Raw genomic sequence first — 14,325 nt, 5'->3', positions numbered from 1 at the left:
TCTGTGAGCATCAGATCTCCGCCCAAAGAGGAATGCTCATAAAGAATAAGAATCATGTTAAAGAATACTCTTTACAAACTCTATCTCATAATTCTGGGCTTCAATTTGCTGTGGTTGCTGTAAGGCTTCGTTGTATTTTACATCTAACTGTGCAAATTTATCTGTCACCTTTAATACGAATGCCATAAACTCCAATCGATAAAGTTACGGTATCAATGTCGCCATTCGTTCGGATACTTATGCTCGTTCGTCATTCTCCAGCGGTGTTCTTCTATCCCGAAATATGCTGCCCACCAGCAGCACCGATCCTGCCGCCAGTAGAACAATACCCACAGTCAGCACAGTCTGTACCAACGCTGTCATAGTACCCGTAAAGACGGCATAAACCGCCGGTTCTTTCAGGGCAAACCGGGAGATCACCGATGAACCCAACACCCACGCCGTTGGAATGATCAGCAGAACACCATCTGCAAACAAGCTTGTACCGATCCAATAGCAGGGGCGGTTCTTCAGGAACGCCAACAGTCCTGCCAATACCAGAGAAAGTACACCGCATACCACCGCCAGCAGTGTCAGCAGATGCCGGTGGTCAAAGACCTTCCCCCAGATGCCGGCGTCTCGCATGGTCTGAATGTGGTAGACATCTACGGCGTCCTGCACTGCCGCTTTTGCATTGGCAATGGTTTCGGACAGCTTTTCTGTGTAGGTGTCGTCCTTTTCGTAGTTGTTTTCTTCCGCATACTGTTCAAAATATGCTGTAATGGATTCCTCCAGAGCGGTAAAATCAATAGATGGGTCTGTTTTATTACCATTTGCCTGGGAGTAATTGCCAGTGACCCATAGTTCCATGGCATCTTCCATCCACGCCACGGTGACCACATCCATATACACCTCCGCCGGAACGGCAGTGGTGTTGTATTCCATGTCAAATTTGGATTGCAAGGAATCGTGTGCCTTTTGTGCGGCATTCTGCTTTTCCAGCTGGGATACCAGCAAGGAAGAGGATGCCGTAACATATCTGCCCAGTACGCCGCCCACAGTGCCCAGCAGCGTGAACACCAGCAGGATACTCAGCGCCAGACGGAGCAGCAGGCTGCCCACACCGGATTTGTTCTTGCTCATTGGGTGCCTCCTTCCGCAGTCTGGTAAAACGCCTTGTCCGTCAGCTTGCACACAACGCCCACACGTTTGGACGAAGAGCCGAGAAGCTGCATTTCACAGGTGTATAAGGTCAGACGGTCGTCCTCGGTCTTTTTCAGATGGGACTTGTCAGAGGAGTCGAACTCGATCAGCTCCGACACCTCATAGGTGAATTTGCCGTAGGTGGTGTATGCCGTGATAACATCACCCACCTCCAGCTGGTTCAGATCGTGGAAAAAGGTATTCACATGGGCACTGATCACAGAATTTCCCGTGCTGCCCAGAGCAGCCGATGCCGGCGTATGACATGCACCCTGTTCCAGCAGCTCCGAGCCGCCGCCCCAGTAGACGGGAACATACAGGTCAATGGCTTCGCTTTCCAGCACGGCGCACTGGCTGCCGTATGCCGGAATGATAACATCTCCCTCCGGGGAAGCCTCACCGGTATAGTTTGTATCAATATCCGTTTCCACAATGTTCAGCCCGGCAGTGCCGCCCTGGGAAACCGTGCCGCTGCCGTCCATAAAGCCCACACGGAGATAAGTTTTTCCCAGCTCATAGGGGCGGATGGCGCAGAGCAACACAATGCCGCCGCAGAGTATCGTCATCAGCACCGGCAGCAGAAACTGTGCCGCCAGGGGCAGATTTGTCTTATTTTTTTCAGTTTTCATGGCGTCTCCTCACTGTTTCTTGGAACTGCGCACCAGGACAACGCCCAGTCCGGCAGCTGCCAGCAGAATCGCACCGCCGCCCACCAGAACGGGTACGGTATAAGGAATGCCTGTGGCTTCCACAGTATCGCCGAAGGTGGAAACGCTCACCAGATTGCCGTCTGCATCCCGGGCACTGATGGCAAGTGCACCGTCAGAAATGGAGTCCACGGAATAGTTCAGACCAAAGGCGTCTCCCACATCCAGCATACTGGAGACGATCTCCAACTGCTTGCTGGTGTCCATCTGCTTGAGGAAACTGTTGCGCACATCGTTGCTCATGTTGTCGATGAACTTTGTGCGCTGGTCAGAGGGCAGGCTGTTCACATAGTTCACTTTTTCGTCCAGGGACATGTTGATGAACTCCTGTTCCGTGGGGGCTTTGGTGGTCGTCTGTGCACCTGCTGCATTTCCGGCGGCAGTTGTGGTAGTCTGGGTTGTAGAATCACCGCCGGCAGTGGTAGTACCGTTGTTTATCACATCATCGACAGCGTTATTCCGTTCTGCTGCCCACTGATCCAGCGCAGCGATCGCTTGATCGCACTGTTCAGAGGTGTAAGTACCGCCGCTGTACTGGTTGATGCACGCCTGAATCTGGGATTCCGGCAGACCTACGGCATAGGCATGTGCAATGACATCTCCCACGGTCGTAGCGGAGGCGGTCATACTGCCCACGCCGGCAGCCAGAAGCAGTCCCAGACCGCAGACCAGCCCGGCAATTTGTTTGGTATGTTTTTTCATATTGAGATCCTTTCCCAAAATTGGTTGGTTCGTATGTGTTCTCTGTTCTCCCGGCTGATCTGCCAGAAGAAATACCCCTATGAGAACATGCAGACGCAAAAAATGTCCGCTTCCTTTCATTATACAGGATTTCCGCCAAAAAAGCAAGACCTTTTTCATGAAGTGGTAAATATTGTCTATGATTGTTTACGAAAGAATCTGCAATAGCGTAGGGCAGGGGCTTGCTCCTGCCGTTCTTGAAACATTATAGAAGCCTACTGTAGGGGCGAACTGTGTTCGCCCGCAGGTTTGCCTATTATTTTGTTTCGTTTTGTTTCGTTGAAAACGTCCCACCGGGACATTTTCAAGGTTTAACTTACTGAAATGGTTTCACAAGGAGGGACGGTCTTGTTCGTCCCTCCTCGAAAAAGCTGTCGCTTTTTCTCACCACCCTCTCTGTGACGCAAAAGGATGCGCCGGGGTATTTCGCTGTCTGCGGACAGCGACCAGGGCTCCTCGCCCTGGACCTCGCCAGTCCGATGCCCAGCGGAAGTGGCATCGGCAGACTCGCCCAAGGATGGCGAGCCAGCATTTTTGAAAAATTGCTGGATCAAAAAACTTCATTGCCGCCTGCGGCGCTTATTCCGTAAACGACACAGAAACGTCTACCATATCGCTGTCTCCTGCGATTTCCACGACATTTTTGGAATTGCTGTAATCGCTGTCGGCGAAAGAGGAAATGACGTTATAGTCGGATTTTTTGCCCAGCAGGTTCAGATCAATGTCTCCCAGATCTGCGGTAATGACAGTATTTCCGTAAAGGGCAGTCCTTCTGACATCCATACTGCCGCAGTCTAGCTCGCAGGAAAGCTGATACAGGGTGCAATTTTTCAGATTCAGATCGCCCAGGGACAAAGTGGCGGTGCTGTCTTTGTCCTTGTCGGTTTCTGTGCAGTCTGTCATGGTGAGATTGCCGCAGTCCAGAGTGATCTCAGAGCTGCCGCAGGTCATGTCGGTCAGGTTTACGTCTCCCAGATCTGCTTCGACTTTGCAGACATTGCCGATGGTCATTTCTTCCAATGTGATCTCGCCGCAGTCTGCATCCAACATGGCCGTGCCGTCTATGGTACTGTCGGCTATGGTCACATCGCCCAGGTTACAGATCACAGTACAGCTTGCGGCGTCTACATTCTGAATAACACATTTGCCGCAGTCGGCGTCTACAGAGATCGTGCTTGCGGTCAGGTCGGAAATGTTACAATCACCGCAGCTAGCACCTACGGAAATGGCCTGATAGGATTCTTCCGGCAGGGTCACAATGATTTTTGACCTGGGTATGGAAATGGGTCCCAGCTGGAAGTGACGATACCACTTGTTTTTCCATTGGTATTCCTGCTGGATCTGCAATATATCGTCCTGGACGGTGACATTGTAGGTATCCGCTTCAATATATTTCGCCTCCACAGAAACAGTTTCGCCGGGTTGGATGGTGATGTCTGCATATTCCGCATCAATGATGACCGAGTGGAACTCCTCTTCGGGGGTATCAGTCTGGTCGATGAGATCCAGATTTTTCAGATAACGGGATTGATCAAATACACCGGCGGCAATGGCTGCCGTACCGAGCACCAGACCTGCGCCCATACAGCACAGACCGGCAATGATCCATGGTTTCATATGTTTTTTCTCCTTTCGTCGGGGGAATTATTGTTTCGGAAACAGGGCAAACCAGAGCTTTTTGGTGGTGAATACGGCGAATTTTGCAATGGCGCAGATGGCGATGAAGAGGGGCTTCCAGAGCAGGATCAGCACACCGGCGCTGAATACTCCTGCGCCCAGCAGGAGCAGGGCTGTGGGAATGTCATAGAACAGCATCAAGACAAAGTACAGGATGCCGCCCAGCAGTGTGGCGGCAAAGGAAATGGGGATACATGCAATGACAATGATCACCGACAGCAGGATGACATACCATGCCAGCAGCAAAGGCAGCCAGATGTAAAATGTAGCAGCCAATGCAATGATTTTTCCGGCATTGCCGGATTTTTTTTGCGGCGGCATCTGGGGCTGCGGCTGAGGGGATATGCCATTTTCCTGTAAAATCCGGGCGGCAAGTGTTTTTGGTGTGCCCAGCTTTGCACGTTCTTCGTCACTTGCTTCTTCCAGGAATTCCAGATAATAGCGTATGGTTTCCTGCCGCTCCTCCGGCGGCATGGGAGATAACGCCCGTTCCAGTTGGGCGCAGTATTCTTGCGTGGTCATAGAAATCCTCCTTGGCGTAAAATGAGATGATATGCGGCGGATGCTTGCTCTCGTCGTTTCAGATTATTGCGAATCCAGGAAAAAATCTACCTGGCTTTTATAATCGTGCCAGTCCTTCCGGTACTGGTCCAGCAATGCTTTTCCTGTGGCGGTGATGCGGTAATAGCGGCGGTTTCTGCCCTGGTAGGGGCGGTCGTAGGTGGTCAGACTGCCGTTTTTTTGCAGCCGCCGCAGCACCGGGTACAGGGTCGATTCCGATACGGCAAAGTGCTCCTGGATATCCTTTGTGATCTGATATCCATAGGTGTCTTTCTGTGTCACGACTGCCAGCACCATGGCGTCTAGAAGCGTTGCTCCAATGGGAAATGCAGACAAAATATCACCTCCTGGGTGGGATAAAGTGGAATTTAGGGCAATACTGCGTAATCTTTGTGCGATATTGCCTTTTGAAAAATTATGATGCGAATGGAACACACTGCTTTTTTTCAGAATAATACCGGTTTAGTTCACCGCGATAAATCAGCAGTGCATTCGGAATATATCGTAAATCATCTGGTGTATACAAGGACGGTTGTTTTTCCAGTTCCACACCGGTATATTGAAGGAGTCTTGCTACAAATTCTGCACAGTGTAATTTGTTTTGTCTGCTCCAGCGGATATGCAAAAAGGTCGTGCACAGCCCCAGGAGATTATAGGAATATTGAGAACGGGAAATTTTGAAATGTTCCAGGTATTGAAGAAATTTCTGTTTGGATTCCGAAGATACCGGAATCGCATAAATTTCACATGGGATCGTCGAAAACAGCCCAAATGTCCCCTTTCCGATCACTTCCTGATTAAATGTTGCCGGCAGCGGAAAATGACAATGGGTTCGGCAAAAACTGTAAACTTCGTCTAAAGTCAGGTCTACGGCAATAGAAGCATGATTATACGGTTTTCTTGTAAATAATTGAATCAGTCGGGATACGTTCGTTCCTGTCTGACTTAGCAGTACAAACAAATATTCCTGCATTTTTACATCCCTCCAGTATTCTGATTTTCCGGTTTTATGCCGGATTTTTTTATGTCTATAATACTATACAACGTATAATATATGATCTATGTATATTATATCACGGCGAATAGGGTTTGTCAAACCAAATCATGGAATTTTTAGATCCGGATGTAAATATTCATAAGATATTATGTAAATTCGAGTTCATAGTTGCACGCCGGCGTGCAACTTTTGGTCTCTGCGGCGCTATTAGTGAGAGGGGTTGTTCGCAGAGAGCAAAATCGATCACAAAAAAACGAAAGGAGAAATGGAGCAATATGGCAAATTCTAATGAATCCAAACGACGCAGCTTATTCTGCTGTCATTATGCAAGACTGGGGGACGTGACAGAGGCGGCACGGTGTGCCGGCTATCCCCCGGAGACAGCGGCGGCAGATGGTGCAGCGCTTCTGCGGCAGAGCTGCTATCGGCGTATGGTGGAGACCTATCGCAGTGCCCTCCAGGACAATCCGGCGGCAGTTGTCCGTGCCGGGCTGGAGCGTCTGGCATTTGGGCGCACCAATGACGCAGTGCAGCTGGTGCTGGCAGAAGAAATGCCTGCGCCGGAACAGATACAGCGTCTGGATCTGTTTCCGGTGTCGTCCATCAAACGGGACAAGAACGGCGGCATGGAAGTGCACTTTTTCGACCGTTTGAAAGCGCTGGCGTCTCTCTATGAGTACAGCGGTGACGCAGACGGCAAGGCGGCAGCACATGCTCTATTGTCGGCGCTCTCCGGAGGAACGGAGGCGGATGGGGAATGACCTTTCAGACCTTTTCCAAGAACCAGAAGCTTGCCATGTCCTGGTGGAGTCAGAAGCCCTACAGCGGCTATGATGCCATCATCTGCGACGGTGCAGTGCGGTCGGGAAAGACGCTGTCTATGTCCATCGGTTTTGTCAGCTGGGCAATGACTTCCTTTCAGGGCGGCAGCTTTGCTCTCTGCGGCAAGACCATTACCTCTCTCAAGCGCAATGTTATGACACCGCTCATGGATCTGCTGGGAAATCTGGGTTTCACCTGTCTGGAAAAAGTCAGCAAGAACTATGTGGACGTGACCCTTTCGGGCATCACAAACCGGTTTTATCTCTTCGGCGGCAGGGATGAAAGTTCCGCCGCCCTTATCCAGGGCATGACCTTATGCGGCGTGTTTTTGGACGAGGTGGCGCTTATGCCCCGTTCCTTTGTGGAACAAGCGTTGGCGAGATGCAGCGTTACCGGGTCACGAATGTGGTTCAACTGCAATCCTGACAGCCCCACCCACTGGTTTTATCGGGAGTGGATCCGCAAGGCAGAGGAGAAACATGCCCTCTATGTGCACTTCACCATGGCGGACAACCCTTCCCTCTCCAAGCGAGTGCGCCAGCGGTATGAACGACTGTACAGCGGTGCGTTCTACGACCGATTTGTCCTGGGAAAGTGGACGGCGGCAGACGGACTGATTTACCCCATGTTTTCGGAAACGCAGCATGTGGTGGAGACAGCGCCTCAATGTGACCGCTACTGGATCTCCTGTGACTACGGTACAGTGAACCCGTCCTCTTTCGGGCTGTGGGGGCATTGTGACGGCGTCTGGTACCGGCTGAAAGAGTATTATTATGATGCAAGAACCGAGGGCGAACGGCGGACGGATGAGGAGCACTATGCTGCTCTGGAAACGCTTGCCGCCGGGTATGACATCGAAAGCGTGGTGGTTGACCCTTCCGCTGCAAGCTTTATTGCCTGCATTCACAGCCACGGACGGTTTCGGGTCATTCCGGCAGACAACGACGTGAACGCCGGGATACAGCAGGTCAGCAGCCTGTTGAAACAGGACAAGCTCCGGTTCTGCAAAGCCTGCCGGGATATCCGGCGAGAATTCAGCCAGTACTGCTGGGGCGATTCGGTTCGGGGGGATGTGCCGAAGAAGGAACACGATCACGCCATGGACGACATGCGCTACTTCGTCCGCACCATTGCCTGCCGGAATGGCGCAGACGCATTTTTTGCCGTTTCGGCGAAACGGTGAGGAACGCAGTGAAAGGAGGTGAAATGAAATGGGATTATTTCCACGAAAGAAGAAACCGCCGGTTTCCGGGGGCGTGCTGCAAAGTGCGGCGAGAAATGTGGACGGCTATGGGCTTTCTGAGGGATGCCATGCTGTGGAAGGCAGTCTGTATGCAGGGCTGCGTGGAGCAGTGCCGGTGATTGATGCTGCCATTGGGAAAATTGTCCGACTGACAGGCAGTTTCCGGCTGGTGTGCGATTCCGGGAGAATGCAGGCACAGCTGGACGAGTTCGTCCGGGATGTCCCCGTGGGACTGACAGGGCAGTCGCTGCAATGCTTTATAGACGGCTATCTGGAAAGCCTTTTGACCTATGGCAATGCCCTGGGGGAGATGCTCATTGATCCCAGAACAGGAATGCTCGCCGGGTTACAGAGCGCATCGGCAGACCGGGTGCAGATCCGTGCCGGAAAGCGGCCTATGGAACGGGAATTCTGGCTTCGTGGGGAACAGGAAGCGGACAATGTCCGCATTGCCCATCCGGAGCGCATCCTGTTCACGGCGCTGAATCCGCCGCCCGGAGGGATTTACGGCGTATCGGTACTCCACGGGTTGCCGGCACTGAGCCAGATCCTGCTGCGCATTTTCGAGTGTATCGGGCAGAATTATGACCGCATGGGCAATGTGCGTTATGCAGTGACCTATAAGCCTTCTAATGATCCGGCAGAGCGTGCCTATGCCGGCGACAGGGCGAGACAGATCGCCAAGGAATGGAGTGAGGGAATGCGTGCTGGTGCACACGGCGAGATCCGGGACTTTGTCTGTGCCGGAGATGTGGATATCCGTGTGATCGGTGCAGATAATGCGCTGCTGGATACGGAAGTGCCTGTGCGGCAGCTGCTGGAGCAGCTCATTGCAAAGCTGTCCATTCCGCCCTTTTTGTTGGGACTGAACTGGTCATCCACCGAGCGCATGAGCACCCAGCAGGCAGATATCCTGACCTCGGAGCTGGAATATTACCGCCGCTTGTTGGAGCCGGTGCTTCGCCGGATCGGCACGGCATTCCTGCGTCTTGCAGGGTCTACGGCAGAGGTGACTGTGGAGTGGAGCAACATCAACTTGCAGGATGAGACCGAACTGGCACAGGCACGGCTCTGGAATGCACAGGCACAGCAGCTGGAAATGCAGATGGAAGAACGGTAATTTTTCGTTTGCCGTGTATTCTGTTTATCAATGTTTTGCCTGCGGGCGAACAATGTTCGCCCCTACATCGTGGGTTCAATGGAACAATTTAATTTGAAAAGGAGAAATGAGTTATGTACAAGGATCTGAAACTGGAAAAGGGTATGTATCACATCACAAACAAGAGCTTCACAGAGGTGCTGGAGAGCATGGATCCCTCCGGGCAGTATGCGGAGACACCCCTTGCCGGACTGGACGCCTATGAGCGTCAGCTGAAGCGCTTTGACATCCGTGTCAGCGGTCTGCACTGCGACCGTGTGGAAAAGTTCTTCTCCACCACGGACAGCGCCGTGTTGTTCCCGGAATTCATTCGCCGTACCATCCGCAGCGGTGTGGAGCAGTCCGTGCTGTCGAATATTGTGGCGGTGCAGACGAGATCGGAAAGCGGCGAATATCAGTCTGCGGTCTTGAATGATGCCACTGCCTATAGCACAAAGACCACCCAGGGCAATACACTGCCCACAGCGACCTATCTGGCGGCTGCTTCTACCAGTCGCCTGGAGAAATACGGGCGTACCATTCATGCATCCTATGAGGCAGTTCGCCGTCAGCGTCTGGACAGCTTCGGCACGATACTTCGTGCGGTGGGTGTGCGCCTTGCCAACGGTATTCTGGTACAGGCTGTGCAGAAGATGGAGGCGAATGCCGGCTCTCTGGTGGGCGTGCAGACAACAGGTACACTGACCTATGCCGACCTGACCAAGCTGTACGGTTCGTTTAAGGAATTCAACATGAACACCGTATTGGCTGCACCTGCCATTGCGGCAAAGGTCATGGCGTTGGATCAGATGACAGAAATGGCTTCTGTACAGCCCAACATGATCATGCTGCCCTTTGGTGCACAGTTGTGCAAGTGTGCCGGTATGTCCGAGGGCTATATGATCGGTCTGGACGACAAGTTCGGACTGGAAATGATCACAAACGGCGATCTGCTGCTGGAAACGGACAAGATCATTGACAGCCAGCTGGATGTGATCACTGTTTCCCTGTGTGTGGCGTTCCGTGTGATCATGGAAGATGCTGTTCACGTGCTGAGTCTCTGAGTTTCAAAAGGAAGTTGTGGAAATTGAGCAGAATTTGTGGAAAGTCCCGTGCGCCGCCGCAGGTGGGATAGGTTTTTGAATTAGGAGTGAGGAGTTAGGAATGAGGAATGATGGTATCGCCTGTGGCGATGGATCTCAATATAATTTGGGGAATGTCAGTAATATGTATTTTATTTATGAGCGAAGCGAACACCGCCATTCCTCATTCCTACTCCTCATTCCACATTAAAAAACAGGAGGATGAAAAAATGCAGGAGGAAGAACAGAACCTGGCGGCACGGCTGGAACAGCTGAATCAGTTTACCCGGCGTACTCATACCCAGGAGGAAGTATTTTTGTTTGATGTGCGGCTGTGTGACAATGAGATCGACCGGGACGGCGAACGGTTTTCTCTGGAGGCGTTGGAACAGTTGAAAGATTTGTTTGTGGGCAAAACAGGCATTTTTGACCATAACCCCAAGGGCGAAAACCAGACGGCACGGATCTTTGCCACAGAGCTGGCGGAAGATCCGCTGCGGCAGACCACTGCCGGGGAGGTGTACACCTATCTGAAAGGTCATGCCTATATGATTCGCACCGATACCAACCGGGATCTCATCCGGGAGATTGACGGAGGCATCAAAAAGGAAGTGAGTATTTCCTGTGCGGCGGCATCCCAGACCTGTTCTGTCTGCGGCAGCGACCGCCGGAAAGCACCTTGTGCGCACCAGCTGGGGCATACCTACAGCGGCAGTGTGTGCCATACGGTGTTGGGAGAGATTACAGATGCCTATGAGTGGAGTTTCGTGGCGATCCCTGCCCAGCGGGAGGCTGGTGTCACAAAGCAGTTCGGCACAGATTCCGGTGATTCCGGACGATGCAGACAGCTTGAGGCACAGCTTCGGGAGAAAAATGTGCTGTTGTCCCGGGTGGAGGAACTGGTGCGTCGGGATATCGTCCGCCTGCGGTTTCTCACAGAGGGAACGACAGAGCAGGACGCTGTTTCTGCGGCGGCAAAGCGCATGGATCTGGAGGAACTGCTGGCATTCCAGGAGACGCTCCGCACCAAGCAGAAGCAGCAGTGCCAGGCACAGCTGACCCCGGCAGCTGCAAATCACGGGGGAAACAAGGAATTTCGGATGTAAGAGTCTGTTCAGTATCTGGGCGTGCGCAGATTGCGCAGTCAGATTTTTTGGGAGATGAAGTGAAAAACGGAGGAAATCCTTTGTGGATTTCCGAGTATTTTCGCAAAATCTCCCAGAAAAGATGCAAGCAAGATGCGTGCGAAAAGATGCTGAACAGGCTCTAATACATGGAACAGATGGAGGTGTTATCATGAATCAGGAACAGGTCGCATTGCTGTTCGGGCTGTTCGCCGGGGAGGAGACGCTGGCGGAAACCTATGGGGCGGTGCTGGAAATGGCAGTGCAGGAAGTAAAACAGGCACTAAAGGCAGATGCGGATGAAACAGATGCAAGGCTGTGTTATCTGGCGGCAGCAGTGGCATTTCAGCGGTACACGGAGATCACGGCGGCGAGAGACCGTGCCGCATGTACCTTTGCCGGAACGATTGCCCAGAATACGGACGCAGCGCAGAAGCTGGCGTTTGCCCAGTCACTGGTATGGGCATATCGTGGGCTGTGCCGGAGTCTGTTGGAAGATGAAACATTTGCATTTCAGGCAGTCTGAAAAGGAGGCGGATCGGTGTGCTGCTGGAAAAATTACTGAGTGATCTGAAAGCTGCATTGGAGGAACGGTCGGGCATGCGTGTTTATCTTTCCTATGACCCAACACCTCTGGCGCAGCGGCCGGCGCAATTTGTGGTGCTGGGTATGGACTGTGTGGAGACAGACCGTCCTTTTTTGACGGATACGGACTTGTATTACGCATTCACAGCGGCGGTGCGTGTGACGCTTTTGTCGCCGCCGGAGACAAACGAAAGCGAGATGTACAACACCTTTTTCCGGGGGATCCAGTCGGGGATGCTTTCTTCCGGCTTTACCATGAAAAGTCTGCGGAGCGGTACGCCGGAAGAGGTGCGGAAGCTGCATAAAATGACGCTGTTCGGCACATTTATGCTTTCTGGTCTGATGCAGATGCGCAGAGAGGAGGCAGGCGTATGAGTGCACATTTTTATCCCGTGCCGCCCAGAGCCTTTCCCATTGCCATAGGCGATACGATGTTTTACGTGACTGCCTGGAAACTCACCGGTTCCAGAAATTATGCAGAGCAGAGCGGTGTGTCAGGCAGCGGTTTTGTGACGAATTTCGGCAGGCGTGCCAGACGGCTTGAGATGGAAGGGCGGTTTTATTTCCGTGGGCAGCTGGCAAAGGTACTTTTGTCGTTGGATATGGCAGTTCAGGAGAATCAGCGGTTTGTGCTGGACATCCACGGCATACGATACGTGGCAGCATCTCTTGTGTCTTACACAGCGGAGGAATCGGCGGAGGAAGGCGTTCTGCCCTGTCGCATGACATGGGTGGTACAGGGAAATATGACGGAAACACCGGCAGAAACGGAGGAGACATCATGAGTCAGGTAAAGTTTCAGCTGATCATGGAAAAATCCGTCATGACCATCAGAGACAGCATTGCCGCCTTTACACTGGAAAAGGAAATGTACATGCCCTATTCTCAGCTGACTGCCACATGTTATGGGACATTTCCCACAGATCAGTTTCAGAGCGTCTATCGGGTGCGGATGCTTCTGGATGATAAGGAACTGCACTTCGGTACTGTGGAACAGCTGCGGCTGGTGCGGCGAAATGGCATCAGCTTTGTGCAGTTCACCTCACGGGGACTGACGGCAATGCTGCTCCAGAACCAGCTGAAACCGGGACTGCATACAGGCATGTCCCTGGATGGACTGATGACCGATTATTACACGTTTCCCCAGGAGATCACCTGGGAGTCCAGCACAGATGCCAGCAATTATCTCTATGTCAAAGATAATACCAGCATGTGGGACGGCATTGCCAATCTCAGCTACAAGCTTTATGAACGGTATCCCTTTATTTATGGTACAAATGAGATCCGGATGCATCTGCCGGAAAATTATGAGCATTTTTATGGACAGGACGGCACGCTCCTGGGGGCAGGTATGGTGACGGATCAGTCCCGATTTTACAGCGATTTTTATATGGCAGATGTGGACGATGATTATGGTGCGTTTCATGAGACAGAACCAGAGGCAGTGAAACGCAGTATTGTCCGCACCCGTCAGCTGGCGTTGGACAGGCAGTATCTGTACAATCCCCAGCAGGCGCTGATTTTTCGGCGGAAGTTCGCAGACCGTGGGCTTGTCAGCTATTACACGGACTGGATCGGCGCAGTCGGTGCAGATCTGGGCGACCGGCTGAGCTATGGCAATGTGCTGGATGGTGCAGTAGTCACCCATATCCGCATGACCGGCAATCAGAAGGGGATTCGTACCCGGTTGGAAGCATATTTGGATGCGTTTTATAATACATGATGAGGAGCGTTTTATGATGCATCTCTTTGTATCACCGGATTCTATGTGGCTGCATATGATGGAATGTGCCATAAGAGCCTGTTCAGCATCTTTTCGCACGCATCTTGCTTGCATCTTTTCTGGGAGATTTTGCGAAAATACTCGGAAATCCACAAAGGATTTCCTCCGTTTTTCACTTCATCTCCCAAAAAATCTGACTGCGCAATCTGTGCACGCCCAGATACTGAACAGACTCTAATATCAACGGGAAGGTGACGTGAGGTGCAGAATCCGGAAACAGTCCGGCCGCTATGCTCGCTGGAACGAGACGAGATGGCGGTCATAGAAGCGCTTTACTTACACGGCGCAATGCGGCATCGGCTCCAGGATCTCGGCTGGATTCCTGGAACACGGATTCAGAGACTTCAGACTGCCGGCAGTGGTGATCCCACAGCCTATGCCGTCCGGGGTGCTGTCATTGCATTGCGCCGGTGTGATGCAAAGCTGGTGCTGGTTTATCCGACTTCTTCGGTGGAATAAAGAAATGGCTCTGTTTCTGGGGAAACAGGGTCGTTTTTTTGTTTCATGATACTGTTGAAATGAAATTGTAGGGGCGGATATCATCCACCTGCCGCATTCTCTGCGATCGCACGAATCCAGTGAAAATGTAGGGCAGCCATCGGTTGTCCGCAAGCTTCGCTGCAAACGTTCGGATACAAATCATTGTTTATTTTTGGAGTACCCAGACTGTTTTGAGATTATCT

At 52.1% G+C, this 14,325-nt stretch carries 18 protein-coding genes; 11 read left to right on the top strand and 7 right to left on the bottom strand.

Annotation, left to right across the window (positions count from 1 at the left end; all coding sequences use genetic code 11):
• Window positions 1-188: hypothetical protein (locus tag QZ375_RS10220; protein WP_295218680.1), on the top strand; the 188-nt coding region annotated here is incomplete at its 5' end.
• A 49-nt stretch (window positions 189-237) separates the two neighbouring features.
• Here the strand turns inward: QZ375_RS10220 and QZ375_RS10215 are convergent.
• From QZ375_RS10215 to QZ375_RS10185, 7 genes are all read right to left on the bottom strand, one after another.
• Window positions 238-1,122 carry a hypothetical protein gene (locus tag QZ375_RS10215; RefSeq protein WP_295218677.1) on the bottom strand — a complete coding sequence of 295 codons (885 nt, stop codon included), beginning with the start codon at window positions 1,120-1,122 and terminating at the stop codon, window positions 238-240.
• Window positions 1,119-1,811, bottom strand: coding sequence for a class D sortase (locus QZ375_RS10210; RefSeq protein WP_295218673.1), 693 nt, complete (start codon window positions 1,809-1,811; stop codon window positions 1,119-1,121). The genes QZ375_RS10215 and QZ375_RS10210 overlap by 4 nt, the downstream gene beginning before the upstream one ends.
• A gap of 9 nt (window positions 1,812-1,820) precedes the next feature.
• A complete protein-coding gene (locus QZ375_RS10205) occupies window positions 1,821-2,591 on the bottom strand; it encodes a hypothetical protein (protein ID WP_295218670.1) in 771 nt (256 codons plus the stop codon).
• Window positions 2,592-3,209: 618 nt separating this feature from the next.
• Entirely contained in the window at window positions 3,210-4,247 is a 1,038-nt protein-coding gene (locus tag QZ375_RS10200; protein WP_295218667.1) for a DUF4097 family beta strand repeat-containing protein, read from the bottom strand.
• A gap of 27 nt (window positions 4,248-4,274) precedes the next feature.
• Window positions 4,275-4,829, bottom strand: coding sequence for a DUF1700 domain-containing protein (locus QZ375_RS10195; protein ID WP_295218664.1), 555 nt, complete (start codon window positions 4,827-4,829; stop codon window positions 4,275-4,277).
• A gap of 63 nt (window positions 4,830-4,892) precedes the next feature.
• Window positions 4,893-5,204, bottom strand: a complete 312-nt coding sequence (locus QZ375_RS10190; RefSeq protein WP_365728848.1) for a PadR family transcriptional regulator — start codon at window positions 5,202-5,204, stop codon at window positions 4,893-4,895.
• Between the two features lie 79 nt (window positions 5,205-5,283).
• Window positions 5,284-5,841, bottom strand: coding sequence for a hypothetical protein (locus QZ375_RS10185; protein ID WP_295218661.1), 558 nt, complete (start codon window positions 5,839-5,841; stop codon window positions 5,284-5,286).
• A 299-nt stretch (window positions 5,842-6,140) separates the two neighbouring features.
• Between QZ375_RS10185 and QZ375_RS10180 the strand changes: the two genes are divergently transcribed.
• From QZ375_RS10180 to QZ375_RS10135, 10 genes are all read left to right on the top strand, one after another.
• Window positions 6,141-6,626 (top strand): terminase small subunit, encoded by a 486-nt coding sequence (locus QZ375_RS10180; protein WP_295218658.1) that lies wholly within the window; start codon window positions 6,141-6,143, stop codon window positions 6,624-6,626.
• A complete protein-coding gene (locus tag QZ375_RS10175) occupies window positions 6,623-7,870 on the top strand; it encodes a PBSX family phage terminase large subunit (protein ID WP_295218655.1) in 1,248 nt (415 codons plus the stop codon). The genes QZ375_RS10180 and QZ375_RS10175 overlap by 4 nt, the downstream gene beginning before the upstream one ends.
• A gap of 28 nt (window positions 7,871-7,898) precedes the next feature.
• Window positions 7,899-9,050, top strand: a complete 1,152-nt coding sequence (locus QZ375_RS10170) for a phage portal protein (RefSeq protein ID WP_295218653.1) — start codon at window positions 7,899-7,901, stop codon at window positions 9,048-9,050.
• Between the two features lie 113 nt (window positions 9,051-9,163).
• Window positions 9,164-10,132 carry a phage major capsid protein gene (locus QZ375_RS10165; RefSeq protein WP_295218650.1) on the top strand — a complete coding sequence of 323 codons (969 nt, stop codon included), beginning with the start codon at window positions 9,164-9,166 and terminating at the stop codon, window positions 10,130-10,132.
• A 248-nt stretch (window positions 10,133-10,380) separates the two neighbouring features.
• Window positions 10,381-11,256 (top strand): hypothetical protein, encoded by an 876-nt coding sequence (locus QZ375_RS10160; protein WP_295218647.1) that lies wholly within the window; start codon window positions 10,381-10,383, stop codon window positions 11,254-11,256.
• Window positions 11,257-11,446: 190 nt separating this feature from the next.
• Window positions 11,447-11,800 (top strand): hypothetical protein, encoded by a 354-nt coding sequence (locus QZ375_RS10155; RefSeq protein WP_295218645.1) that lies wholly within the window; start codon window positions 11,447-11,449, stop codon window positions 11,798-11,800.
• A 17-nt stretch (window positions 11,801-11,817) separates the two neighbouring features.
• Window positions 11,818-12,234 carry a hypothetical protein gene (locus tag QZ375_RS10150; RefSeq protein WP_295218643.1) on the top strand — a complete coding sequence of 139 codons (417 nt, stop codon included), beginning with the start codon at window positions 11,818-11,820 and terminating at the stop codon, window positions 12,232-12,234.
• On the top strand, window positions 12,231-12,644 hold the full coding sequence (locus QZ375_RS10145; protein ID WP_295218641.1) for a hypothetical protein: 414 nt from the start codon (window positions 12,231-12,233) through the stop codon (window positions 12,642-12,644). The genes QZ375_RS10150 and QZ375_RS10145 overlap by 4 nt, the downstream gene beginning before the upstream one ends.
• Window positions 12,641-13,582 carry a hypothetical protein gene (locus QZ375_RS10140; protein WP_295218639.1) on the top strand — a complete coding sequence of 314 codons (942 nt, stop codon included), beginning with the start codon at window positions 12,641-12,643 and terminating at the stop codon, window positions 13,580-13,582. The genes QZ375_RS10145 and QZ375_RS10140 overlap by 4 nt, the downstream gene beginning before the upstream one ends.
• 261 nt (window positions 13,583-13,843) lie before the next feature.
• Window positions 13,844-14,101, top strand: a complete 258-nt coding sequence (locus tag QZ375_RS10135; RefSeq protein WP_295218636.1) for a FeoA domain-containing protein — start codon at window positions 13,844-13,846, stop codon at window positions 14,099-14,101.
• The last annotated feature ends 224 nt before the right edge of the window (window positions 14,102-14,325 follow it).

Origin of the sequence: Ruminococcus sp., from assembly GCF_019417665.1 — a bacterium.
GTDB lineage: Bacteria > Bacillota > Clostridia > Oscillospirales > Ruminococcaceae > Ruminococcus_C.
This window is presented reverse-complemented; position numbering and strand designations above follow the sequence as displayed.